Annotated in this window: 25 protein-coding genes and 1 tRNA gene; 9 read left to right on the forward strand and 17 right to left on the reverse strand. The window is 64.5% G+C overall.

Annotated features, from left to right (window positions below):
• Positions 1-65 precede the first annotated feature (65 nt).
• Genes AC1C2N_RS12795 through AC1C2N_RS12805 form a run of 3 tightly spaced genes read right to left on the reverse strand, consistent with a single transcriptional unit; the run spans position 66 to position 4,551 of the window.
• On the reverse strand, positions 66-3,818 hold the full coding sequence (locus AC1C2N_RS12795) for an SCO7613 C-terminal domain-containing membrane protein (RefSeq protein ID WP_495434179.1): 3,753 nt from the start codon (positions 3,816-3,818) through the stop codon (positions 66-68).
• Entirely contained in the window at positions 3,815-4,075 is a 261-nt protein-coding gene (locus AC1C2N_RS12800) for a helix-turn-helix domain-containing protein (protein ID WP_108391368.1), read from the reverse strand. The genes AC1C2N_RS12795 and AC1C2N_RS12800 overlap by 4 nt, the downstream gene beginning before the upstream one ends.
• Positions 4,075-4,551 carry a DUF2975 domain-containing protein gene (locus AC1C2N_RS12805; RefSeq protein ID WP_483404472.1) on the reverse strand — a complete coding sequence of 159 codons (477 nt, stop codon included), beginning with the start codon at positions 4,549-4,551 and terminating at the stop codon, positions 4,075-4,077. Before AC1C2N_RS12805 ends, AC1C2N_RS12800 begins: the two co-directional genes overlap by 1 nt.
• A gap of 298 nt (positions 4,552-4,849) precedes the next feature.
• Between AC1C2N_RS12805 and AC1C2N_RS12810 the strand changes: the two genes are divergently transcribed.
• Positions 4,850-5,557, forward strand: coding sequence for an NADPH-dependent F420 reductase (locus tag AC1C2N_RS12810; protein WP_495434180.1), 708 nt, complete (start codon positions 4,850-4,852; stop codon positions 5,555-5,557).
• A 45-nt stretch (positions 5,558-5,602) separates the two neighbouring features.
• On the opposite strand, the gene AC1C2N_RS12815 is transcribed toward AC1C2N_RS12810, so the two are convergent.
• Together AC1C2N_RS12815 and AC1C2N_RS12820 are read right to left on the reverse strand one after the other, a co-directional pair.
• On the reverse strand, positions 5,603-6,082 hold the full coding sequence (locus AC1C2N_RS12815; protein WP_495434181.1) for a PPOX class F420-dependent oxidoreductase: 480 nt from the start codon (positions 6,080-6,082) through the stop codon (positions 5,603-5,605).
• A gap of 7 nt (positions 6,083-6,089) precedes the next feature.
• The gene (locus tag AC1C2N_RS12820) at positions 6,090-6,968 is read right to left on the reverse strand and encodes a helix-turn-helix transcriptional regulator (RefSeq protein ID WP_495434182.1); all 879 of its coding nucleotides are present in this window, start codon (positions 6,966-6,968) and stop codon (positions 6,090-6,092) included.
• Between the two features lie 101 nt (positions 6,969-7,069).
• Here AC1C2N_RS12820 and AC1C2N_RS12825 point away from each other — a divergent pair, with 101 nt between their 5' ends.
• Complete coding sequence (locus AC1C2N_RS12825) at positions 7,070-7,555, forward strand: cyclophilin-like fold protein (protein ID WP_495434183.1); 486 nt, start codon at positions 7,070-7,072, stop codon at positions 7,553-7,555.
• Positions 7,548-8,789 carry a multidrug effflux MFS transporter gene (locus tag AC1C2N_RS12830; protein ID WP_495434184.1) on the forward strand — a complete coding sequence of 414 codons (1,242 nt, stop codon included), beginning with the start codon at positions 7,548-7,550 and terminating at the stop codon, positions 8,787-8,789. Before AC1C2N_RS12825 ends, AC1C2N_RS12830 begins: the two co-directional genes overlap by 8 nt.
• Before the next feature lie 108 nt (positions 8,790-8,897).
• Here the strand turns inward: AC1C2N_RS12830 and AC1C2N_RS12835 are convergent, their stop codons facing one another.
• The 3 genes from AC1C2N_RS12835 to AC1C2N_RS12845 all read right to left on the reverse strand — a co-directional run bounded on the left by AC1C2N_RS12835 (position 8,898) and on the right by AC1C2N_RS12845 (position 11,012).
• A complete protein-coding gene (locus AC1C2N_RS12835) occupies positions 8,898-9,671 on the reverse strand; it encodes a carboxymuconolactone decarboxylase family protein (RefSeq protein ID WP_495434185.1) in 774 nt (257 codons plus the stop codon).
• A gap of 183 nt (positions 9,672-9,854) precedes the next feature.
• Positions 9,855-10,340 carry an NUDIX hydrolase gene (locus AC1C2N_RS12840; RefSeq protein ID WP_495434186.1) on the reverse strand — a complete coding sequence of 162 codons (486 nt, stop codon included), beginning with the start codon at positions 10,338-10,340 and terminating at the stop codon, positions 9,855-9,857.
• A gap of 108 nt (positions 10,341-10,448) precedes the next feature.
• Positions 10,449-11,012, reverse strand: a complete 564-nt coding sequence (locus AC1C2N_RS12845; protein ID WP_495434187.1) for a TetR/AcrR family transcriptional regulator — start codon at positions 11,010-11,012, stop codon at positions 10,449-10,451.
• Positions 11,013-11,069: 57 nt separating this feature from the next.
• Between AC1C2N_RS12845 and AC1C2N_RS12850 the strand changes: the two genes are divergently transcribed.
• Entirely contained in the window at positions 11,070-11,711 is a 642-nt protein-coding gene (locus AC1C2N_RS12850; protein WP_495434188.1) for an NAD(P)-dependent oxidoreductase, read from the forward strand.
• On the forward strand, positions 11,708-12,619 hold the full coding sequence (locus AC1C2N_RS12855) for an SDR family NAD(P)-dependent oxidoreductase (RefSeq protein ID WP_495434189.1): 912 nt from the start codon (positions 11,708-11,710) through the stop codon (positions 12,617-12,619). The genes AC1C2N_RS12850 and AC1C2N_RS12855 overlap by 4 nt, the downstream gene beginning before the upstream one ends.
• Before the next feature lie 79 nt (positions 12,620-12,698).
• On the opposite strand, the gene AC1C2N_RS12860 is transcribed toward AC1C2N_RS12855, so the two are convergent.
• Positions 12,699-13,115: a (R)-mandelonitrile lyase gene (locus tag AC1C2N_RS12860; protein ID WP_495434190.1), complete on the reverse strand. Its 417-nt coding sequence runs from the start codon at positions 13,113-13,115 to the stop codon at positions 12,699-12,701.
• Positions 13,116-13,332: 217 nt separating this feature from the next.
• Between AC1C2N_RS12860 and AC1C2N_RS12865 the strand changes: the two genes are divergently transcribed.
• Together AC1C2N_RS12865 and AC1C2N_RS12870 are read left to right on the forward strand one after the other, a co-directional pair.
• Positions 13,333-14,214 (forward strand): helix-turn-helix transcriptional regulator, encoded by an 882-nt coding sequence (locus AC1C2N_RS12865; protein ID WP_495434191.1) that lies wholly within the window; start codon positions 13,333-13,335, stop codon positions 14,212-14,214.
• Positions 14,215-14,228: 14 nt separating this feature from the next.
• Positions 14,229-14,855 carry a sugar O-acetyltransferase gene (locus AC1C2N_RS12870; protein WP_495434192.1) on the forward strand — a complete coding sequence of 209 codons (627 nt, stop codon included), beginning with the start codon at positions 14,229-14,231 and terminating at the stop codon, positions 14,853-14,855.
• 381 nt (positions 14,856-15,236) lie between these two features.
• Here AC1C2N_RS12870 and AC1C2N_RS12875 read toward each other — a convergent pair whose 3' ends face one another.
• The 8 genes from AC1C2N_RS12875 to AC1C2N_RS12910 form a co-directional block, all read right to left on the reverse strand.
• Positions 15,237-15,857 (reverse strand): DUF1345 domain-containing protein, encoded by a 621-nt coding sequence (locus AC1C2N_RS12875; protein ID WP_495434193.1) that lies wholly within the window; start codon positions 15,855-15,857, stop codon positions 15,237-15,239.
• A 301-nt stretch (positions 15,858-16,158) separates the two neighbouring features.
• A tRNA-Gln gene (locus AC1C2N_RS12880) sits at positions 16,159-16,230 on the reverse strand.
• Positions 16,231-16,288: 58 nt separating this feature from the next.
• A complete protein-coding gene (locus AC1C2N_RS12885; protein ID WP_483404494.1) occupies positions 16,289-17,197 on the reverse strand; it encodes an NAD(P)/FAD-dependent oxidoreductase in 909 nt (302 codons plus the stop codon).
• Complete coding sequence (gene gltX, locus AC1C2N_RS12890; protein ID WP_495434194.1) at positions 17,194-18,714, reverse strand: glutamate--tRNA ligase; 1,521 nt, start codon at positions 18,712-18,714, stop codon at positions 17,194-17,196. The genes AC1C2N_RS12885 and gltX overlap by 4 nt, the downstream gene beginning before the upstream one ends.
• Before the next feature lie 44 nt (positions 18,715-18,758).
• Positions 18,759-19,517 (reverse strand): fumarylacetoacetate hydrolase family protein, encoded by a 759-nt coding sequence (locus tag AC1C2N_RS12895; RefSeq protein ID WP_495434195.1) that lies wholly within the window; start codon positions 19,515-19,517, stop codon positions 18,759-18,761.
• A gap of 18 nt (positions 19,518-19,535) precedes the next feature.
• Complete coding sequence (locus tag AC1C2N_RS12900; protein ID WP_495434196.1) at positions 19,536-20,657, reverse strand: branched-chain amino acid aminotransferase; 1,122 nt, start codon at positions 20,655-20,657, stop codon at positions 19,536-19,538.
• 44 nt (positions 20,658-20,701) lie between these two features.
• Positions 20,702-21,757 carry a 3-isopropylmalate dehydrogenase gene (locus AC1C2N_RS12905; protein ID WP_483404498.1) on the reverse strand — a complete coding sequence of 352 codons (1,056 nt, stop codon included), beginning with the start codon at positions 21,755-21,757 and terminating at the stop codon, positions 20,702-20,704.
• A 45-nt stretch (positions 21,758-21,802) separates the two neighbouring features.
• The gene (locus AC1C2N_RS12910) at positions 21,803-23,350 is read right to left on the reverse strand and encodes an MFS transporter (RefSeq protein ID WP_495434197.1); all 1,548 of its coding nucleotides are present in this window, start codon (positions 23,348-23,350) and stop codon (positions 21,803-21,805) included.
• Positions 23,351-23,420: 70 nt separating this feature from the next.
• Here AC1C2N_RS12910 and AC1C2N_RS12915 point away from each other — a divergent pair, with 70 nt between their 5' ends.
• Together AC1C2N_RS12915 and AC1C2N_RS12920 are read left to right on the forward strand one after the other, a co-directional pair.
• Positions 23,421-24,008, forward strand: a complete 588-nt coding sequence (locus AC1C2N_RS12915) for a TetR family transcriptional regulator (RefSeq protein WP_495434198.1) — start codon at positions 23,421-23,423, stop codon at positions 24,006-24,008.
• A 74-nt stretch (positions 24,009-24,082) separates the two neighbouring features.
• Entirely contained in the window at positions 24,083-24,331 is a 249-nt protein-coding gene (locus AC1C2N_RS12920; RefSeq protein ID WP_483404501.1) for a DUF6458 family protein, read from the forward strand.
• Positions 24,332-24,360 lie beyond the last annotated feature (29 nt).

Raw genomic sequence — 24,360 nt, forward strand, 5'->3', positions numbered from 1 at the left:
TTCAGCTTCGGTCACTGGAACGTAAGGCCCTAGGTCCCTTCCGCCCTGGCGCCGTTGCCCGTGGCTTAAGCCAGGTCACGGAGCCGGTCGGTGACCGTGTTCCCGTCGCCGGCTCGACGCTCATAGGTGACCGCAATGATCAGGAGCACTGTGCCGACGACGGCAAGTGTTATCCACCACGGCATTGACTCGATCCCCCGGCCGATCTGCACCAGGAAGACGACCACATTCTCGATCGGAAGCACGACGATTCCGAGCAGGAAGGGAGCCGCGAGCTTCAGACTCGAACCGACGAGGATGGCAACGAGCGCGACGACGATCACAAAAATCGCGCGCCACGTTTGTGGGTCGGTGAAGGTAGCGGTGACGGATGCCGACAGCAGCGTCACGAGGCCCGGAGCAAGCAGCGCCCACGAGCCGCCCCAGCCTGAGGGCCAGCTGCTAACCGTGGCGTCGGCCCTTCGATCGGCATCGGGATGCTGGCGAGCAGCCAGGATGATCGCTCCGGCTGCGAGCAGAAAGACCCCGAGAGGTACCGAGAACCACTCGACCCGCAGATCACGTGGGCTCCAGCCGACGATAGCGGTGATAAAGGCGATCCCGAAGATGAACCAGACCGGAGGCAGGCTCGACGGCCGCGTGCGCAACCGCCACGCGATGATGACAACGGTCATCAGGTACGCGAGCATGAGCAACCACATCGCCCAGATCGTGAACCAGTCGCGCTCGATCGCGGTCCAGGTTGCGACGGCGACGTAAAGCGCCGCGGGCGCATACAGCCAGCGGGTGCGAGCCAGCAGCGATTTCTCAACCGCCGCCGACCGAAGTGACCTCGCGGCAGCGGCCGCCGGCAAAGCACCCGCCAGTCCGATTCCGAAACACAGCAGGACGAGCGGTATCCCTCCGGTGATGATCGGGTCAGCGCCGAGTCCGAACCTCACGCCCTGGATCGCACCGGCCGCACCGGCCGCTATCGCAACACACAGGGTCGGAGTGCGGAGGGTGCGTAACAACCGCCCACGGGGTGAAGAGCCGCGCCCGAGCACCGCGCCGAGCGCGAGCAGCACCCAGGACGCAGCGACAAGGCCGTAGCCCCGCCACGGCGCCAGGGCGAACTGGCCTGTGCCCAAACCCGCCAGTACAACCAAAACGGGTGCGACGCCCATGACCAGGCCCGTCGCGTAGAGAGGGCTGGCCCGGTGACCGCGCGCAGTGAGGATCATGCCGATCGTTGCGGCTGCGAGGCTCGGCGGAAGCAGGTACGGCTCCAGCACATCGATACCGGCGATGGCCCACAGGCACCAGAGCGCACCAGTGAACGACGCCCCGGCGACCCACCAGCCGTAGCGACGGTTCGCCCAGACCGATGTGGCCGCTGCGCCGAATCCCAGGATCACCAGAACGATAAACGTCGTCGGCAATCCCGCCGCATCACGCACGAGAGCCAGTACAACCGCGATGACGGCGGTGAGAGCGGTGGACGCTTCGATCGCGATGCGCGCCGCCGTGGCATCCGCTGCCCCAATGCCACGCCTACGGAGAACCGAGCCGATGAGACTCGTGCTGGGTAACACGATAGCCGCGATCGCGGCGATGACCGGCAGCGTCACGGGGGACGCGCTGCCGAGGAGCACCTGGGCGCCGAGGCACACCACCACTACCGCGAGTGACGGAACGAGCAGGCCGGCAGCAATCGCACGCAGCACCACGCTGAGACCGGGACGACGCGAAACCAGGAGGGTGAGCGCGAGCAGGAAGATCAGGGAGGTGGAGAGCGCTGTCCAACCGCTGCGCTCAAAGACCACCTGCAGGATCCCGATCAGGAACGGCACACTCGTCACAACGAGGATCGCGTGCCACGACGGCGGCGTTACCCTGCGGATGAAGGTTGCGGCGATGGCGCCGATCGAGGCAACGGATGTGGTCAGACAGAGCAACGGGATGGTTTCGACGCCCTGTTCGGCGAGCGCCGTGGCGACGATGACCAGCGCATATGCGTAGCCTGCGCCGACATGGAGAAACCGCGCCCGGGTCGGCACTGTCCGGCTGAGAACACCGATGGTCACAACGACCGCGATGCCCGCCGCGACTGTGCCGCTGTCGTCGGTCCGCGAATATACGATCGCAAGCAGCACAGCAAAATGGCTGCCGACGATGAGCGGCAGCCGCGTTCTCATCGCGGCATCCCTGATCCGTGGCACAGCCACGATCGCCATACTCACCGTCGCCGCCAGGCCCAGGGCGAGCGCGATGCGCACCCACACCGGAAAGACACTCAGACAGGCGAAGGTGAGCCCGGCGAGCGCGATGAGCCAGAGGGCGAGGGTGCCGATGACCGACGCCAGTCGAACGGAGGCGGCTTTGGACAGCGTGTCATCAGCCCAGGTGCCAGCACCACGCCCCGTAATCGCCGAGAACGCTCCAAGCCCCGCCGCCGCGGCCGCGAGGCCGACCACAACGGCGACAATGCTGCCCGGCGGCACGGTCAGGATCCGCCCCTCGGCGGGATCCACGAGAGCCTTGAGGACCGTAGACGTCCCGATCTGCATCGCGAGCAGAACCGGTGAGAGCACGCTCACGAAGGCAACAACGAGTGCACCGCCCAGAAACGACCGCCGCCCCAGCGAAGGCACTGTTCGCGTGAGCGCGTTCAGCACGAGCACCGCGGCGACTCCCGCTGCGGGCAACAGCGCCTGATCCCACTCGCCGACCCCGTGGCTGCCGAGCGCAAGGGCGAGCGGGAGACTGATGGCGGCACCCACACCGGCGGCTCCGGCCGTCGCACTCCAGAAGGTCCTGGCGAACTGCCGTGTCGTGAGGACAGCCAGCACGGCGACGACGGCCAGGACAGCAGATATCGTCAGCCAATACGCCGTGGTCGAGCGAGACCCGACGAACCACACCTGCGCGAGCACGATCACTGTCGCGAGGATCTGGAGTATCTCAAGCGCTGTGCGCTCCGACGCGATCCGCTCGCCAAACGATTGCTCGACGCCTGGTATCAGCCTCATCAGGGCGAGGGCGGCAAACGCAACTCCAAGGTGTCCGAGCGTCGACGACAGCGAGGTTCCACCCGCGTATCCCAGCATCGCGGGAACCAGTGCGAGACCCGAGAGAGAGATCCAGAGCCAGCTGCGGATGCGCGCGCGAACCGACGCGATGACCATCACGGTGCCGCCGATCAGGGTCCCGGTGGCGGCGAACACCCACGGACTTGTTCCGGTCGGCGCAAGTTCCGAGAAAGCGGAGATATCGAGGGCGAGGAAGAGCATCCCCAGCCCTCCGACGGCTTCGGCCGAGAACTGGAGCTTGCGGCGCGCAAGCAGCCATGCTCCGCCGAGGAAGAGAATCGTGATCAGGCCGACAATCACGCTCCGCAGGGCGCGATCTGTGAGGTCGGGGTTGACGAAAGTGAAGACAAATGCGGAGACGGCGAAAAGTCCGGCACCTGCCACCGCGAGCACCGACTGCACTGTGGCACTGGAGCGCGCTTCGGGGCTAACGACTGCTTCGGTTTTCGGCTGAGGTGGTACGGGCACGCGCGGGTGTGCCTGCATCCCCGGCACTGTCGCCGTCCTGCCTGCAGGGGCTGGGCGCAGCACGCGTTCGAGAACCTCCTGGCGCGCCATGAGCGCCTCAGCGGCCTCTTTCGAGGCGGTCCACAGCTCGGCTGCCATGTCGTCTGACAGTTCAGCTCCACAGTTGCGGCACCGTCGATCCACCAGCGCGTCGACCTCGCAGACCGGGCACGACGTGCCGTCGAGGAGATGGTTGACAGCGACAGTGCTCCACGGGCGCAGGGTGCGCAGCGTGGTCACGCGTCCGCGCCTTCCGTGCTGGCGCCGGTACCGGCATCCGCACCGCCCTCTTCGTCAGGAACCCACACGAAGATGTCGCCCGGCTGGCACTCGAGCACGCGACAAATTGCGTCGAGAGTCGAGAAACGCACGGCCTTCGCGCGCCCGTTCTTCAAAACCGAAACATTGGCGGGGGTGATGTCGATGGCGGCGGCGAAGTCAGCGACCGACATTTTCTTTTTCGCCAGTTCGACGTCGAGGTTGATCACGATGGGCATCAGACCACTTCCGCCAGGTCTTGTTCGAGCTGCGATGCTTTGCGCAGAAGCCCGCGCATGACGACGATTAGCAAGCCAAATCCGGAACCGAGGACGATCCCGAGCGCACACAGGATGGTGACGGACGGCGAGGCAACACCGGCCAAAGCAAGGGTGATGAAGGATCCTGCGATGAGGAGGGTCGCAACGGCGACGGCGCCCAGGATGATATCGACCCACTTGAACGCGTCGAGGCTGAAGATGCTCGAGCCGCGGACCAGAGACACGAGTCGCCACACGCAGACGAGCGCGACCTGCACGCAGAGCAGGAACGCCACTGTGATGAAGATGCCCGGCCCTTCTAGATAGCTCAGTTCGGGCGACCTCTCCGCCATCTGATCAGCGACGGCGGGAACCACGAACACCTGGCACACCAGCAACAGCGCGATCATCACGACGATGAGCGCTTTCAGGGCGACGATCGCTGTCCGGTCCATGTGGCTCCTATCGATTATCGATTTCTATCTATCGAAAAACAATATAGTCACACTGGGGCGGGCAGGGCTAGACATTCTTACTCTCCGCTCCGGTCGCCTCACGTTGACGCAGCCTGCGTTTGTTCTTCGCGTCAGGACTCGTCGGACAGAAATTGGAATGCATGGTCGCCGCAACTGGTTAGGACGCAAAGAGCTCGATTGCCGTTGCCCGGCCGCCTCGAGTTCGCCGTGCCCCAGACTGAACACAACACAACACAACACAACACAACACTGACCGATCAATACCAGGGAGAACGACATGACAGACATCGGAATCATCGGCAGCGGAGCGATCGGATCCGCTATCGCTCGCCTCGCCGTCAAGGCCGACTTCACCGTCATGATCGCGAACTCGCGTGGGCCAGAATCACTCACAGACCTCGTCGACGAACTCGGACCCAATGCTCGGGCCGGCTTGGTCCAGGATGCGGCGACCTTTGGCGAACTCGTCGTCCTGGCCATCCCGCTGAGCTCATACTCCAACCTGCCGGTGGCCAGCCTCGCAGGCAGAACGATTCTCTCGACCGGGAACTATTATCCGTACCGCGACGGGCGTATCGCTCAGCTGGACGCCCTTGAGACCACGACGGCGGAGTACGAGCAGTCACTCCTCCCCCACACGCACATCGTCAAGGCTTTCAACAACATCGTCGCCCACCACATCCCACTCCTCGCCCACTCGGAGCCGCGTACAGCCCTCCCGGTCGCCGGTGACGACGTTGCCGCGAAGACGGAGGTCTCGAGCGTCGTGCATGCGCTGGGCTTCGACACCGTCGACGCCGGGACCCTGGCCGAGTCATGGCGATTCGAGCCCGAGTCGGGCGCGTATACGGCGGTCTACGCCGCGGACGAGGACTGGTTCAGGAAGGACTTCCTCGCCGACCGAGGAGCTCCGGTCCCTGCGGAGCGTCTGCGTGAGCTGATCGCCGCATCACACCGACCCGACGTCGCGGCCCGGCAGTTCTGACCCACGGGCGCTGGGACTTTGAAAAAAATCGGTGTGGCCCGCGAGTTACTGGGCGTCGAGCCGCTCAGCAACCTCGGGCGGGAAACCACCGGTGGCAATCGGACCCCACCGGGTGGGCGTGATGCGGATCAACGACTTGTCCTGAACGGCCATTGCCGCACGGTACTCGTCCCAGTCCGGATGCTCTCCCGCGATGCACCGGAAGTAGTCAACCAGTCCGTCGGCGGCCTCCGGCATGTTCAGGACCTCCGCATCGCCATCGATCTGCACCCAGGGGCCGTCCCACTCGTCTGAGAAGACCACGACTGAGGTGTGCGGCTCCCTGGCAGCGTTGCGGGTCTTGCTGCGAGCCGGATAGGTAGAGATCACAATGCGACCTTCGGCGTCGACTCCCCCGGTCACGGGAGACATCTGGGGCCGGCCGTCCGCACGCGTCGTTGCGAGAAGCATCCGGTGACGGGGGCGGATGAAATCGAGGACTTCGTCGCGGTCGACGGTGGTTGAGGTTGCGATCGTTCGAGCCATGCCCCGACTATATCTCCGCCGGCATGGTCGGGACAGGCGTCACTGTGGTGCCGAGGAGCTGAAGGCCCTCGTAGTCGCGCGACCCGGGTTCCGCCGTGAGCACCGTGAGTTGCGCGGGTAAATCTCCCACAAGATCGAGGCCGTTGTAGTGCAACGTCAGTTCGCCGACCACGGGGTGATTGATCCGTTTCAGTCCCGTAGCGTGTTGCCACACGTCGTGACGACTCCAGAGCTGCCGGAAGTGATCGCTACGGGTCGAAAGCTCACCGACGAGGTCGTGGAGTTCCTTGCTGTGCGGGTCGCGGCCGGCTTCGGTGCGCAGCTGCGCGACGTTCGTCCCGGCCACGGTTTCCCAGTCGGGGTAAAAGCGTCGGGCAACCGGCTCAAGGAAGATAAACCTGGCAAAGTTCGGCGGCGATGTGGTCGAACTCGCGATCATTTCGTTCATCAGCGCACCTCCGAGCGGGTTCCACGCCAGCAGATCTGTCCGACCGTTCCCGATCAGGGCGGCCGCAGAGTGCATCGAGTCGAGGAACCACTGAATGCTCTGCGATGGCCGCCAGTATCCCGCGACCTTCGCCCTTGCCCGAGGGGCCGCGGCGGCGCTTTCCGTTGGGCGCGCGAGTCGGTACAGATGCTCGCGTTCAGCGATGTCCATGAGCAGCGCCTTCGCTAAACCGTCAAGTACCGCGTCAGACGCGCCACCAATAGCGCCGCGTTCCAGGCGCGCGTAATACTCCACACTGACGCCTGCCAGCGCAGCCGCCTCGCCCCGACGCAAACCCGGTACCCGACGGTCGCTGCCACGAGGCAGTCCGACCTGCTCGGGCTCGACCCGGGCCCTCCGCGTCATGAGGAAGTCGCGAACCTCCGCTTGGTGCTCCATCACTGAAGTTTAGGTCGACACGGATCGCGAGTGGGATGCCCTGTCGGGGCACGTTAAGACGGGGACTCCCCCGCGCACGAATCACACGGTTTCCTGAGGTCATGCCCGTTCGATTCCTTGCCGCAACAGTGGCGGTTCTGCTGCTCACGAGCGTTGCAGCGTTTGCGAGCAACGCGACCACTGCCAGCGACGCGCACACCGCCAGCGACGCGAGCACCGCCACAAGTCCTCGGATTCAACTGAACGATTCCAGAGCCGCCATGCAACTCGCGGAGCGGCTCCCACGGTCGCTGCTGTTCGGCGACCGTATGGGCACCGCCCAGGTCGCCTATCTGGCCGATCCGCCGGCAACTTCGGCTGTCGATCCCATCAGCGATTACCAGGCCGGTGACGTCGGGTATTGGGCGGCTGAGCACACTATCGTCATCTTCGTCGCCGATGGCGCGGGCATCCCGCACGACAGCGTTGTACTCGTGGGGCACGTCTCGGATGGCCTGAGCGGGTTGGCCGGATGCAATCGGAACTGTCTCGTGTTCGTTGACCATTCACCGGACGGACGCGCCGGGGTGGAGGACACCGATGGATAACACCGCCCCCTCGACAAGTCGAGGTAACTACCTGCTTCGCCTCCGATCCGCACCTGTCTGGATCGCGACGATTCTCGCAACCTTGACGGTGTTTGGTCCGTTGTCGATGGATCTCTACCTCCCGGTTCTCCCGAGCCTTGCGGACGACCTCAGCACCACGGTTTCCGCGGCGCAACTGACCATGACGACCTGCTTGTTTGGCCTCGCTTTTGGGCAAATCATCGCTGGTCCGCTTTCCGACCGCTATGGCCGTCGACGGCCCCTCGTCGCCGGCCTGGTCATTTACACGATCGCGTCTCTGTTGTGCGCACTCAGCCCGTCCATTGCTGCGCTCGTCGCTTTTCGACTCGTGCAGGGACTCGCCGGAGGCGTCGGACTGGTGATCGCGCAAGCTGTCGGCAGGGACATTTATCACGGGCACAAGCTGACGCGTTACTACAGTCGCATCATCGTCCTTTCCGGCCTTGCAGCAATCGTCGCTCCCGTGATCGGTGGGCTGATCGCCTTGATCATCGACTGGCGCGGTTTCTTCGTCATCCTCACGGTGCTGGGCGTACTTGTCACCGCAGCCGTCGCAGCAGGGTTCGGCGAGACGCTTCCCATGAATGCGCGGCTCGCTGGCGGGATGCGTCAGATGTCGGGCCACGTCGGTGTGCTGCTGCGGGACAGACTGTTCGTTGGTGCGACCATCTCCAGCTCACTCACGTCGGCCGCCTACTTCGCCTATCTCGCTGGCTCCCCGTTCGTGCTCGAAAACATCTACGGGCTGGCACCCGCGCAGTTCGCCCTCGTCTTTGGGGCAAACGCGGCAGGATTTGCCACTTTCGGCTTCCTTGCCGGACGCGCGGCCGAGCGATGGAGCGAACGCCGAGTCTTCGTGATCGGACTTGTGCTGATGATTCTCGGTGGCGCGATCCTCACAACCACCGTTCTGACTGGACTACCGCTTCCGCTGACGCTCGTTGCGCTCTTCCTGGTCGCCGCCGGGGCGGCAACGGTGTCACCCCCTGCGACGACCCTCGCACTCGTCGACTATCCCCAATACGCAGGCACCGCTGCGGCCATCCTCGGGCTCGCGCGATTCGCAGCGGGAGGAATTGCAGCACCGTTCGTTGGCCTCGCTGGCCCTCAGAGCATGGTGCCCATGGCACTGGTCGTCCTGGGAACCGCCACAACCGCCACGGTCGTGTACATGAGGCTCGTCCACCCGGCGCCCGTGAGAACGGAACCATGATCAGGGCTTGCGCACCAAACCTGTTTTCTGGCGGGCAACCCGGGCGCGGTGTGCCGCGTCGGCCACCTCCACCCCGGCGCCTCGCTTGCCGTCGTTCGCGGTGCAGCGTTAGCGAGGCGCCGGGGCGACCGCCTCGATTTGTGCCAGCGCGTTGAGCGTGCGGGGGTAGCCGATGTACGCGACCAGGGCGGTGAGTACGCCAATCAAGTCGGTGCGACTGTTACCAACGTTGAGGTTGGCCGTCACGTGGCTCTTCACCTGGCTGTCGGCCCCGCCGAGCGCAGCGAGCAGAGCGAAGGTGATGAGTTCCCGCTGTTTCAGGTCGAAGCCGGTGCGGGTGCAGTAATCACCGAAGCAGTTCCCCGAGAGGAAGTGCTGGAAATGGAGAGTGTCGGCTGATGAACGGGCGTAGAGTCCATCGATGGTCTCCGACCCAAAGATCTCCTTCTGCAGTGCCAGCCCGGCGGCCATCCGTGTATCGGGAGTCGTCGTCGCCTGGCCGTCAACGGGAAGCGGGATGCCCCGCTCGGCGAAAATCTCGTTGGTGGCCACAATGGCGTTGAGGGCGCGCGCAATCCCGACGTACGCGACGGACTGATAAGTCAGCTCCTTCACCTGGATCGCTGTGACGCCAACGTCGAGCGCTGCGCCGAGAAGAAGCCGGAACTCGCGCACGGCGCCAACGGCGATCGCTGCCGCGAGTTGATAGATGAGTCGGTCCGTGCGGGCCAGATCGACGTGTCGGAGGGTCTCGCCGAAAGCAAAATCCTGGTAGAGCGCAAAGAACTCGGGATCGGTCTCCGAGAGCGGCGGTCCCGAGGATACTCGTGCAGTGGGATGGACAATCTCACGTTCTCGCCGGGCTTCGTCGCGGATGGTCATCGTGTTCCTTTACGCTGTTGCGTTGACAGCGAAGTCAGATGAAGTCGAGGACTTCGTCGCGGTCGACGGTGGTTGAGGTAGCGATTGTTCGAGCCATGCCCCGACTCTATCCGCGACGCCGCGAACAATGGAACGCCGACGTGTTTTCTCTCGTGGACGGAAAATGCACGCCGGATGCCCGCGCTAGGTACCGAAACGACTCTCTGCGCGGAGCCTCTCCGTGAGAACATCCAGGACAGGCAACTGTCCCTTGACCAGCTTCGCTCGTGCTTCTGCCAGCCCCACCCACTGCGCATCGTCGATTTCGGGGAACTCTTTCACGACCCCTGACCCCCTGGGCCACTCCAGCTCGAACGTATTACTCACCACCCGATCGACGGCGAAGTCTGTTTCTGCGGCGAAGACGGTCACCACCTTTCCCGATGGCTGGCGGAATTCCCCCAGGCTGGTATACCGCACATCAGGCGCGGGCGCGCCGATCTCCTCCGCGAACTCGCGCCGTGCGGCCGCAAAGGGATCCTCGTCCGGCTCGTACTCTCCCTTCGGAATGGACCAGGCCGCAGCCTGCCTGCCCGCCCAGAACGGTCCGCCCATGTGGGCGATCCACACTTCCGGCTCACCTGCAGCCGTCAGCCGATACAGCAGGATGCCGGCGCTGTGCACGACCATCAGCTCGCCCCTCCGTTCCGATTTCTCACCTACTGACCCACCGGTCACCCCGAGCTTATGCGCCTCACGGGGTCCGATGAGCTTCCGCTGCGGCGGCGCCCGCCGGTTCTACTGCCACGCACCGAGGCTGGCGATCGAGGCGTCAATCATGTCGTAGTCCGTGGCTTTGTGCTCGATGGTGCTGCGGTAGTAAATGGGGCCGATTGCCTGGGCGGCTGCAAGCAAGGGATCACGGAGAAGGATAATCTCGCCGCGGTTCTGCGCATCGACGAGGCACGCGGCCAGGCGCTCGGACAGCGTTTGGGCGAATCGGCTTCGGCGAGCGTCCATGCCATCGTCCCAGAGTGCGGTGCTGGCAAGCGTCGCCGCGACGACGCGCACATCATGGTGATCGAGTTGACGGGCCAGCGAGACGAGTTGCGCACGGAGCCACTCCCGTGTGGGAATCGCGGGGCTATCGAAGAAGGGCATGGGAACGGTGGCCATCGCCTCCGCGAGCAGCTCAGCGCTGGTTGGCCAGTGACGATAGACCGTCGCGCGTCCGATCCCCGCGTGTTCAGCGATTCGCGCATGAGTCACCGCGCTCGGCCCCGCAGTCACAAGCAAGTGTCGCGCCGCGTCCAGTATCGCTTCGCTGCTCCGCTGGAACCTCGGGTCCGTTTCCTTCTTCATGCTCAAAGTCTATGAGACATCTTGACTTATACACGATATCCCATGAGGATTTGTCTTATGACGCACAAGGTCTCACGAGCGCTGCGAGTGGCGGTTCTCGGGGCGACCGGCGCCACTGGTCGCCACGTCGTTGCCGCTGGTCTTCGTTCCGGCCACGACGTGGTCGCCCTCACGCGCAGGCCACGCTCTTTCGAGCCTTCACGGGGGCTCACGGAGTTCGCGTGGCCCGACGTCACGGATCCCGGTCCGCTGGCGGATGCGTTTATGGGTGTGGACGCCGTTATCAGCACCATCGGCGGACCAGCCAGGGGGCCGACCACGGTGTGCACCGACGCGATTGATGCGGCCGTGCCGGCAATGGTCGAAGCGGGAGTGTCGCGCCTGATCGTGGTCAGCGCTCATGGCGTTCTCGAGAGCCACGATCGGTCGCTTTATTCGATTCTGGCGTGGACGGGAGTGGGCGAAAAGCTCAAGGACAAGGAGACGATGGAACCGCTGATCACGTCTTCCGGACTGGAGTGGACAATCGTTCGCCCGCCGACGCTGAAGAACTCTCCCCCGGCCGGTAACTATAAGGTCGGCGAGGATCTTCCCATTCGCTTGTGGCACGCCATCGGCCGGGCAGACCTCGCAGCATTCCTGATTCACGAGGCAGAGGTGGCCCGGTTTGTCCGTCAATACCCGAGGATCCACCGATGACGGCCCCATACGAGCTCGAGGGGAAGGTCGCGGTGGTTACGGGGGCAACCGGAGGCATAGGGCAGGTCATCGCCCTCGAGCTGGCCCGGGCCGGCGCTCTCGTGATCGCCATCGCCAGAAACCCGCGGACTGCCGATACTCTCGCTTCGCTGATCCAGAGTGAAGAGGGCCCCGGCGGCTTCGAGGTCGTCATCGGCGATCTGTCCAGGCGCGACGGAATAATCGGTGCCAGTCGCGCCATCCTCGCGCATCACACATCCATCCATCTCCTGGTGAACAACGCCGGTGCCCATTTCCGCGAGCGCCGCATCTCCCCCGATGGGCTGGAAATGCATGTCGCCGTGGATTATCTGGCCGCTTACGGTTTGACCACACTCCTTCTACCCGCCCTTCGGCGGGGACGGGCGCGAGTGGTCAACGTGGCATCCGACAGCCTCCGGGACACCCGACAGGTGAAGCTGCTCGGCAAACCTCGACCAGCGACGCTCGACCCCAGTCACCTGGGCGACCTCACGAGGCTCAACCCCGCGCCAGGGTTCGTGCCGTTCGAGGCGTACGCACGGGCGAAGCTGCTCACGGTGATGGCCGGTTACGACCTCGCCCGCACGGTTGCGTCAGACGGTGTAACTCTGAACGCGCTGCACCCCGGAATCGTGGCAACCGAGATCATCAATGACCTCATTCCTGCCGTGCTCCGTCCGGTGGGGGGCCTGATCCGACGGTCCATGCTCACCCCGGCACAGGGGGCGGCTGCGACGCTGCACCTGGCTACCACCGCCGGGTTGAAGGGAGTGACCGGGCGTTACTTCGTTCATGGTGCCGAGACCCGCACACCGCCCATTTCGTATGACCTGATCGCACAGGCTGGACTACGCGACGCCAGCGATCGGTTTCTCGCCGGAGATTGAGACGAAGCCGCAATGGGCGAACTTCGCGTTATGCCCTTGGCATTTCGAACCGAAGTACCTGCACGGCTCCCGAGCCAAGTCACGCCGAGGTCGAGGTCGAACCCCGGAAGTCGTCGTCCGTGATGTGCTCGAACCACGTTGTCGTTTCCGCGGGATCGTCCGCATTTTCGAACATGGCCAGGTGCTCCATGAAGGTACCTGCGGCGGAAGCGTGCCAGTGTTCCTGGCCCGGCGGGGTGTAGATTGTCTGCCCGGGGTGCACTTCGACGATTTCGCCGTCGCGGGTACCGAACCGGCCAATGCCGCTGGTGACCCGGAGGTACTGCCCGCGGGCATGGGAATGCCAGGCGGTGCGAGCACCAGGAGCGAACCGAACGATGCCGACAACCATGCGCTGGTCGTCGTCGTGCGGGACCGTGATGGGGTCGAACCAAACGTCGCCGGCGAACTGCTCCGGCGGGTTTTTGATCGTCGGCTGAGTCGGCTCAATGTTCATCGGGCTGCTTCTTTCCTGATCCGTGCCGTCGCTTCGGCGGTTAGAGGGCGATCATAACCTTGAGAGCTTCGCGGTCATCCATTGCCCGGTACGCGTCGGGCACAGCGTCGATGCCCGACATCCAGTGAACGCGACAACCTGTCCGTGAGGGAGTCCCTGTGGAAGGGTGTATCAACAGAGAACCCCTTGCGTTGGCGCGGCGACGTAGTCTCGGGGCATGGACAATCACGCTGAGGTTCGAGAGTTCCTTATGTCGCGCCGCGCCAGAATCACTCCGGAGCAGGCGGGGCTGCCCGCCGGGCCCAATAGGCGTGTTACCGGGCTTCGCCGCACCGAGGTTGCAACGCTCGCCGGCGTCAGCGTCGAGTACTACGCCAAGCTCGAACGCGGTGCCATCAGCGGAGCCTCATCGTCGGTACTCGAGGCCATCGCCCGAGCCCTCAGCCTCGATGACACGGAACGAACACACCTGTTCGACCTCGCCCGCGCGGCTGACGGCATCCCACTGTCCGGGCGCCCACGCGGCCGGTCTCACAAGAACACGGTGAATCGGCCCAGTCTGCACTGGGTGCTCAGCACCATTACCAGCGGGGTTGCCTTCGTCCGGAACCAGCACCAGGACCTCTTGGCCACGAACGACCTCGGCCGCGCGTTCTACTCGCCCCTCATCGGCGACGGCGGCCGCACTCCGAACCTCGCTCGATTCCAGTTCCTGGACCCTTCATCACGCGACTTCTACCCGGACTGGGACCTGTTCGCTGAGATGTGCGTCTCGATCATGCGCACCGACGCGGGCCGTGACCCGAACGATACGGCCCTGCAGGATCTCGTCGGCGAGCTCTCCACTCGCAGCGACACCTTCCGTCAGCTCTGGGGAGCACATAATGTGCGGACTCACGGCTCTGGAACCAAACGTTTTCACCACCCCGTGGTCGGCGAACTTACACTCGCCTACGAAGAGCTCATGATTACCGCAGACCCTGGGCTTGTCCTCATGGTCTACACCGCTGAGCCTGGCTCCCCCAGCGCCGAAAGGCTGCAGGTACTGGCCAGCTGGGGAATCCCGGAAGCGTCGACGCCGAGCCGGAACATTTTTTGAAGGAGAGAACAAATATGCAACTGAACGATCTGCTCGCAGCGCTCAACGCGGCACGCACGATCGAAGGAGGGTCGCCGCTGCACAGCGTCATGCTCGAGGTCAGCCAGGAGGCCCTGAAGATCACCGCAGAGATGAACAACGGGTATCACGACCCCGGGCGGGTGCGACAACTCCTCGCGCAATTGACCGGACACGACGTCGACGACTCGGTGACGGTGTTTCCGCCGCTGTACGCGGACTTCGGAAAGAACATCGTTCTCGGAAAACGGATCTTCATCAACTCGGGGTGCAAGTTCCAGGACCAGGGTGGCGTGACGATCGGCGACGACAGCTTAATCGGGCACAACGTGGTTCTCGCAACGCTGAACCACGATATGAGCCCCTCCCGGCGCGCTGACGTCCATCCCGCGCCCATAACCATCGGCCGCAACGTGTGGATTGGATCGAACGCAACCATCCTTCCCGGCGTGACGATAGGTGACAACTCCGTCGTCGCGGCGGCTTCAGTTGTGACCAAAGACGTCCCGGCCAACGCCGTCGTGGTCGGGTCGCCGGCCCGCGTAGTCCGTACGCTGACCCCGGACTCCGTGGAGGAGCTGGCGAGCGGAAACGACACGGAACCAATGGATCCTGTCGGCTAGCTGAAGCCGGACCCTACGGACGGCACAGCGGCAACAGAGGGCGCAATGGCCAGCCCGTTGAACTTGATCAGGTTTCGAGCGTGGCGATGGGCTGACCCTTTTCCACGATTTAGGTAGAGAGCATCCGACCGGTGTCGGGTCCCAGGTCGGTTGCGTTGTGGGACACCCCGGGCGGTGCCCTGAGGTGGTCAGCGGGCGCAATATTCGAGCTGACCGCCCCGGGGCTCTCGTTCGTTGCCGAGCTGCGATTTGGCACGCCTGTTCAGCGCGACGTCGTCGATCCGATCACACAAGCCGGCTCTGGATACGATGACCCACGAGCGACGATTCTCCACCCATCGCGGTGAGCCGGTGGACCTTTTGTCTCGCGAGTGCGGAGAATTAGCCGAGAGCGCCGCCGAACAGCAATGACACCATCATCGCGACAATCACCGTGTTGAAGGTGAAAGCGAAGAGGACGTTCACTCGGACGAGCGTCCATGCGCGTCGCGAGCGGATGTTCGCTGATACCGTCGCTGCCATGGTGGAAAGAAGAATGGCTAGTGTCAGGTAATCGGTGAACTGCGGATCGCCGTCGACGTTCACCTCGATGAGGGCCCCGTCCTCGTCTTTCACCGATGCCAGACGCAGGTACTCCAGCGCAAAGGAGTACACCATGAGAGCCCACGAACTCGCCACCGTGAGCAGTCCGAGCAGAATGAAAACCCAATCGCCCTGGAACGCCGGGTTCTGTGCGACGACGATCGTCAGCGCAACGGCGACCAGAGCGCCCAGGAGTGCCCAGTTTGACGCACCGCCGTAGCCGAAGATCCGCACCCATACGCGTCGCAGGGACCGTGACTCCTGTCGTGCCACCACGGCAAGAGCGCGGGGGCCGCGTTGGGCATAGACAACATGCGTCCACACGAGATAAATCGCGACGAAAACCGGCCATGCCGCAAGGTAAGCCGCCATCAGCACCGTCGACGTCTCGAGCTCATCGCTGCCACCACGAGTGCTCACGAAAAATGCCGCCGATGCGAGTCCCGCGGCGCTGGAAATCAGCGTGCTCCAGTTGGCTCTCGCAAGATCACTCACATACCGTACGACCACGCATCCATGCTCGCACACAGGTGCGTCATCCTCGCGTGTACGAACCGGGGCGATTTTTGCGCTGACCTTGACCATGAGCCCAGAACCTGGGGTCGCACTCCGCCTTATCGCGGGGCGCTGAGTACCGCGCAACCGCTAGCCAGCGCGAATCGGACTGAAATGACGCCATCGCGGCAACAAAAAACCCCCGCCGAAGCGAGGGTTTTTACTGCTGGGGTACCTGGACTCGAACCAAGAACAAATGAACCAGAATCATCCGTGTTGCCAATTACACCATACCCCAATGGCCAAAAGTGTTACCCCCGGCCGAGAGTCAACTGTAGCCTAACCGCGACCCACTCTCAAATTGAGTCGCGAACAATGGCCGCCGAGACCTGCGCACCGGCACCAGCGGCAACGATAAGTTGCTCCGGCCCCGGCGGGGTGATGTCTCCAGCGGCATATAAGCCAGTAACACTCGTTCGCCCACCCGCGTCCACGAGCAGCAGCCCGAGCTCGTCAGTGAGCGGCTGGAGGCCGCTCAGGTATGAGTGGGTCGCGTGCCAGAGCGGACGAATAAATCCTGCGGTTCGTTCGACGACGGTTCCGTCGGTCAGCCTCAGTCCGGTGAGGACACCGCGCTCGCCCACGAACTCGGCAACCTCACGACGCTCGACGGGAATGTTCCGTTCCGCCAGCATGCGCTCATCGGCATCCGTTACAGCTCCGACCCCGTTCGTGAAGACCATGACGTCGCGTGACCACACTGTAGCGAGCAGCGCCTGCTGGGCCAGGTCATCACTCTCGCCGACAATGGCCAGCGGCTCCCCCGCCTTCTCGAAACCGTCGCACTCGTAGCAGCTGTGCAGCGCAGTCCCGTAGTACGCACGGATGTTGCCGATCGACGGCAGCGTTTCGGTGAGCCCGGTCGCGACGAGGACCCGCCGGGCCCGCACATCGCGATCCGCCGACCCGCGGATGCCGTCTGCCTTCACCCGGAATCCCGCGTCGTCGGCGCTGACCTCGGTGACGGTGCCGAATTGCACCTCGGCGTTGTCGTACCCGGCCACTTCCTCACGACCGAGCTTCCGCAGCTCAAGCGGCGAGACACCGTCGCGGGTCAGGAAGCCGTGCGAGTTCAACGTCGCGGCGTTTCTCGGCCGGTTGCCATCGAGCAGCAGCACTCGCTGCCTGGCCCGCACGAGGTTCAGCGCGGCGGAGAGCCCGGCGGGCCCTCCCCCGATCACGACGACGTCGAACGTGTCGCTCACGACTCGAGGAACGCTTTCAGCCGCTCCAGGCGCGCCAGAGAGTCGGCCTTTCCGAGGATCTCCATGGATTCAAACAGCGGCGGGGAGACCCGGCGGCCGGACACCGCGACGCGAAGCGGCCCGTACGCGATCCGTGGCTTGAGCCCGAGTCCGTCGATGAGCGACGCGGCAAGCGCACCCTGAATGCTTTCCGCCTTCCAGACGGCATCATCGACGTCGCCCAGGGCTGCGAGAGCAGCGTCGAGCACCTCGACGGCATTCTTCGGAAGGCTCTTCAGCGCGTCATCCTGATACTCGATGCCCGTGGCATCCGTGAAGAGGAATCCGAGCATGCCTGGTGCCTCGCCGAGCAGCGCGATGCGCTCCTGGACGAGCGGCGCGGCCTCAGCGAGGATCGCACGCTGCCTCTCAGTGAGCGGTTCGCTCAGGATGCCGTCACGAACGAGGTACGGGATCGTGCGCTCCGCAAAGTCATCGGCGGCAAGGAGGCGGATGTGGTCGCCGTTGATCGACTCGGCCTTCTTGAGGTCGAACCGGGCCGGGCTCGGGTTGACGTTGACCACGTCGAAGGCCGCAACCATCTCGTCGAGCGAGAAGACGTCGCGGTCGGCCGACAGGCCCCAGCCGAGGAGGGCGAGGTAGTTGACGAGTCCCTCGGGGATGAAGCCGCGGTCCCGGTGGTGGAACAGGTTCGACTCTGGGTCACGCTTCGAGAGCTTCTTGTTGCCATCGCCCATGACGTAGGGCAGGTGGCCGAAACGGGGAACGAACGTGGTCAGCCCAATGTCGATGAGTGCGTGGTACAGCGCGATCTGCCGCGGTGTCGACGGCAGCAGGTCTTCGCCGCGGAGTACGTGGGTGATGCCCATGAGCGCGTCATCGACGGGGTTCACGAACGGGTACAGCGGCTGCCCGTTGGGCCGCACCACGACGAAGTCGGTGAACGATCCGGCAGGGAAGGTGATCTCACCGCGGACGAGGTCGTCGAAGCTGAGGTCGGTGTCCGGCACCTTCAGGCGCAGCGCCGGTGAACGGCCCTCGGCCCGGAAGGCCGCCTTCTGCTCCTCGGTCAGGTCGCGGTCGAAGTTGTCGTAGCCGAACTGCTTCGGCCGGCCGGCGGCAGCGTTGCGCTCGTCGATCTCCTCAGCGTTCGAGAAGCTCTCGTAGACGTGACCGGCTTCCTTGAGCCGCTCGATGACGCCGCTGTAGATGTCGGCGCGCTGCGACTGGCGGTATGGTCCCTGGTCTCCGCCGACACCCTCACCCTCGTCCCAGTCGAGCTTCAGCCAGGTGAGGGCGTCGATAATCTGCTGGTAGCTCTCTTCGCTGTCCCTCGCGGCATCCGTGTCTTCGATCCGGAAGATGAGCTTGCCGCCGGTGTGCCTCGCGTATGCCCAGTTGAAGAGGGCAGTACGGATGAGGCCCACGTGGGGCGTCCCCGTCGGAGAGGGGCAGAACCGGACGCGAACGTCGGTGCCGGTGGCGGTGGAAAACTGGGGTGTAGTTGCGCTTGACATCGAGCACAATCCTAGCCGCTCGCGCTCTCACACCCCGAGGCGGCTTAGACGGCGGAGTTCCTCAGGATGCCAAGTCCGCTGACCTCGACCTCGACGACGTCGCCCGAGACGATGGGTCCGACCCCGGCCGGTGTTCCGGTGAGGATGACGTCACCCGGCAGCAGCGTGAACACCGCAGAAGCGTACGCGATGATCTCGGCGACCGAGTGGATCATGTCTGACAGCGGCGCGTGCTGGCGAACGTCGCCGTTCACCCGGGTCTCGAGCGTCGCGCTTTTGAGATCAAACTCGGTCTCGACGATCGGACCGAGCGGGCAGAAGGTGTCAAAGCCCTTGGCCCGCGTCCACTGGCCGTCGGTGCGCTGGAGGTCACGGGCCGTGACGTCGTTGCCGATGGTGTACCCGAAGATCACACTGTCGGCGTCTTCGGCACGAACGTTCTTCGCCACAGAACCGATGATCACGGCGAGCTCGCCCTCGTGCTCCACCTGCTGCGACAGCGACGGAAGAATAATGCGGTCGCCTGGCCCGATCACCGAGGTGTTCGGCTTGAGGAAGAGCAGCGGCTCAGCAGGAGCATCCCCACCCATCTCCTTCGCGTGGTCGGCATAGTTCTTCCCGACGCACACCACCTTTGACCGAGGGATGACCGGTGCCAGCAGCACGGCGTCGGCGAGCGGCACCCGCTCCCCCGTGGTCTCGAAGCCCTGGAACATCGGGTCACCGGCGAGAACGACGAAGTCACTCTCGTCGAGGATTCCGAAGCTGATGGCGCCGTCGTGGCTGAAGCGTGCGATTTTCACAGAGGTCCTTAGGTTGGGTTAAGCGTCGAGCCGGTACAGCCAGCCGTGAACGTCTTCGCGGCGCCCGTGCTGGATGTCGGTCAGTTCGTCACGGATGCTCATGGTCAGTTCGCCCGGTTCGGCGTCGGGGCTGCCGATGGAGAAGTCGGGACCCTTGAGCTCACCGATCGGGGTGATGACGGCTGCCGTGCCGCAGGCGAACACCTCGGTGATGTCACCGGACTCGACGCCGTCACGCCACTCGTCGATCGTCACCGCCCGCTCCTCGACCTCGAAGCCCCTGTCACGTGCCAGCTGGATGATGCTGTCGCGGGTGACACCCTCGAGGATGCTTCCGGTCAGCTCCGGCGTGACCACTTTCTTGTCCTTGTGGACGAAGAAGATGTTCATGCCGCCGAGTTCCTCGATGCGGTTTCCCGACTCGGAATCGAGGAAGAGCACCTGGGCGCAGCCGTTCTCCGCGGCTTCCTGCTGCGGGAGCAGCGACGCTGCGTAGTTGCCGCCGCACTTGGCGGCACCCGTTCCACCACGGCTGGCGCGGCTGTACGTGGTGGACAGCCAGATCGACACCGGCTTCACCCCGCCGGGGAAGTACGCTCCCGCCGGACTGGCAATGACGTAGTAGCTGACCTTCTGCGCGGCCCGAACGCCGAGGAATGACTCGTTGGCGATCATGAACGGACGGAGGTAGAGGCTCGTGTCTTCACCGTCGGGCACCCAGCTGATGTCGGCACGGACCAACTGCTTGAGCGACTCGAGGAAGTCCTCGGTCGAAAGCTCGGGAAGCGCGAGCCGGTGCGCTGAGCGCTGGAACCGCTCGGCGTTCTTCTCCGGCCGGAAGGTCCAGACCGAACCATCGGCGTGACGGTAGGCCTTGAGTCCCTCGAAGATCTCCTGCGCGTAGTGCAGGACGGATGCCGCTGGGTCGAGCAGGAGCGGACCGTACGGCTGGACGCGGGCGTCATGCCAGCCCTCATCGAGCGTCCAGTCGATGGCGACCATGTGGTCGGTGAAGTGTTTTCCGAACCCAGGGTTGGCGAGGATGACCTCGCGCTCGACCTCGGCAACGACGCTGTCATTCGGCCGCTGCTCGTACGACAGCGGGAAGTACTCGGTTTCGATCTCTGATGCCAGTGCCATGATCTTCAATCCTTCAGTGAGCGAATGCTCGTTTCGCGATGTGTCTAGTGTGCGCCGAGAGCGTGCGCGATGGCATCCCCGATCTCGGAGGTTGTTCTCGCCCCTGAGCCACGGCCGGCGATATCCGCGGTGACGGCCGATGTGACCGCCGCTGCTTCTTCGGTGAGGCCGAGGTGCTCGAGCAGGAGCGCGACGCTGAGGATTGCCGCGGTCGGGTCCGCTTTCTGCTGCCCGGCGATGTCGGGGGCAGAACCGTGGACCGGCTCGAACATGCTCGGGAAGGCGCCATCCGGGTTGATGTTTCCCGAGGCCGCCAGCCCGATACCGCCGCTGATTGCGCCGGCCAGGTCGGTGAGAATGTCGCCGAAGAGGTTGTCCGTGACGATGACGTCAAATCTAGCAGGGTCGGTGACGAGGAAGATCGTTGCGGCATCCACGTGGAGGTAATCGACGCTCACACCGGGGAACTCCGCGGCCACCTCGTTGACGATGCGCTGCCACATTCCGCCGGCAAACGTGAGCACGTTGGTCTTGTGCACGAGGGTGAGCTTGTTGCGGCGCTGGGCGGCCTGCGCGAAGGCGAAGCGCACGACGCGCTCGACCCCGAACGCTGTGTTGACGGATACCTCATTGGCCACCTCGTGCGGGGTACCGCGGCGAATCGCCCCGCCGTTTCCGACGTATGGCCCCTCTGTTCCCTCCCTCACGACGATGAAGTCGACGTCGCCGGGGTTCGAGAGCGGGCTGGGCACGCCGGGATAGACGCGCGTCGGCCGCAGGTTGACGTAGTGATCGAGGGCGAAGCGCAGCCCGAGGAGAAGTCCTCGTTCAATATTCGCGTCCTTCAGCCGCGGGTCTCCCGGCACTCCACCGACGGCGCCGAGAAGGATGGCGTCGTGCGCTGAGATGCTCGCGAGGTCTGCGTCGGTGAGCACATCACCCGTCTCAAGGAAGCGGGCCGCACCAAGCGAGAACCACGTCTTCTCGAACGTCGTCCCGCTCGCCGCCGTCACGGCATCCAGTACCTTGATCGCCTCAGCGACGACCTCAGGGCCGATCCCGTCGCCAGGAATGACAGCAAGCTTGACGGGACCTGGCATGAACGCTCCATGTGTGCGAGAAGGCGGGTGTGACTGCCATCCAGCCTACTGCGCCGTCTTGACGCCCTCCGGCACGTGTCGAAGCGACACCAGTGCGACGATTCCCGCAGCGACGATGAGCCCGAAGCCGACCCAGGCTGTGAGGCCGACACCGCTGTCGAAGGCGACCCGCGCCGATTCGAGCAACGCGTCACCGACCGAAGCGGGCAGTTCGCCCGCCACAGACACGGCTCCCCCGAGGGTCTCCGACGCGGCGTGCGACTGTTCGGCGGTGAGCCCGTCAGGTACGACAACAGCGTTCCGGTAGCTGGCGGTGAGGATTGTCCCGAGGATCGCGGTGCCGAGAACGGCACCGAGTTCGTACGCGGTCTCGGACACCGCTGACGCTGCACCGGCCTTGGCAGCGGGCGCGTGAGCGAGAACCAGCTCGTTCGACACCGTTTCCGCTGCACCGATGCCGAGGCCAAGGGCGACGAAGCACGCTCCGATCCCGAACGCCGAGACATCTCCCCCTGTCACCGCGATCGCGCCGTAACCGGCAGCGGAGAAGAGAAGCGCAACGGGGACGACGATCGACGGCCGCACCCGCGCAGCGATGGGCACGACGACGAGTCCGGCGACGATCATCGTCACGAGTCCCGGCACGAGAGTGAAGCCTGCCGCAAGCGGCGACAGCGCAAGCACGAGCTGCAGGTGCTGGGTGACGAAGAACAGTCCGCCGACAAGCGCGATGACGCTGAACAGGTTCACCACGATGGCACCGCTGAACTGCGGGATGCGGAACAGGGCCATGTCGATCATCGGGGTCTGGACCCGGAACTGACGGCGGACGAAGGCGAGTCCGGATGCCACGGCGATCAGAATGCAGAGAACAGCAAGGAGGTCGATTCCCTCGGTCGCAGCGTGCTTGATCCCGTAGACGAGGGGAAACATCGTGGCGAGCGAGAGCCCGATACTCACGACGTCAAGCCGGCCAGGGTTGGGGTCGCGCGACTCGGGGACGAGGAAGGGAGAGAGAATCAGCAGCGGCGCGAGGACAGGAACCGCGATGAGGAAGACGGACCCCCACCAGAGGTGTTCCAACAGAAAACCGCCGATGATCGGACCGAGGGCGCTGCCGGCGGCAAAACCACTCGCCCAGACGGCCACCGCGAGCCGACGCTGGTTACGGTCCTGAAAGATGTTGCGGAGCAGCGAGAGCGTCGACGGCATGAGCATTGCACCGAAGAACCCGAGGATGGCGCGGGCGGTGATGAGCAACTCGATGGACGGCGCGAACGCGGCGATGACCGAGACGACGCCGAACCCGGCCGAGCCGATGAGGAGGAGCTTCCGTCGGCCGATCCTGTCGCCCAGGCTGCCCATCGAGACGAGCAGGCTCGCGAGGACGAGCGGGTAGATGTCGATCATCCACAGCAGCTGGGCCCCCGTTGGCGTGAGGTCCTCCGACACCGCGGGCAGCGCAAAGTTCAGCACCGTGTTGTCCACGGAGACCAGGAGCACGGGAAGCATCAGCACGGCGAGGGCGACCCAGCCACGGATGCCGACGCGTACGTCAGTCGGTTCGGTAACTGCCGGAACTGTGGTGCTCATGGGGTCACTTCCCTTCGGGTGCTCAAAACGGAGCTCGACTAGTGTACCGGCTGGACGGTACAGTAATCGCATGACCAGCAACGGACAGCAGAAACGGATGCCGGAGCCTGCTTCCACGCGCGACCGAATTCTCGTCGCCTATGAAGACCTGCTCATCGAGGCAGGCGAACGGGGCGCGACGCTCGACGCCGTCGCCGCGCGGGCCGCGGTGTCCAAGGGCGGCTTGCTCTACCACTTCGGTTCAAAGGACGCTCTCTCAGCTGGCCTCGTCGAGCGACTGCAGCAGCTCACAGGCCTCGACGTGAGAAAGATGAGGGCAGCGCCGGCCGGACCCGTCGATTACCTCATTCGCACATCGATCGATTCGGGAAGCGCCCTCGACCGGTCGCTCGTTGCGACGTCACGGCTTGCCCAGGCCGACGATCCCCGCGCGAGCGAGGCGCTCACCGCCATTCGTGGCGAGTGGCTCGCGGTGATCACTGAGTCCATTGGCGACCCGGCCGTGGCTCGAGCCATCATGCTCGTCAGCGACGGCCTGTATTTCAATTCGGCCATGCTCGGCATGGGCACGCCGGACCCCGCCGACGTCTCGCCCGGGGCGATCGACGGCCTTCTCACAGTTCTGGCGCGGCTCGCTCCCCCTAGCGCCCGCGATTGACATGCCAGTAGTGTGACCTCGGATCGAACTCGATCTCACCGCACGATCCACCGAATTATGAGGAGAAACACACGATGAGTATTGGCCTGGGAATTTTCCTGTTTGCGGTCGGAGCGATCCTGACATTCGCCGTGAACGTTTCGGTGGCATGGGTGGACCTCGACCTGATCGGGTACATCCTCATGGGTGCCGGCCTCGTGGTCTTCATCGTCGGCCTCGCGCTCATGACACGCAAGCGTCGTTCCGTCGTGACCAACCGCACAGCGGTTGACCCGACCACCGGAACCCGCGTCGAGACCGCGGAGCGCAACGACTCGCTCTAAGCGACAGGCGCACAGAAGAGGGAGGGCAA

The sequence above is a fragment of the Mycetocola sp. Y791 genome, from assembly GCF_059445325.1.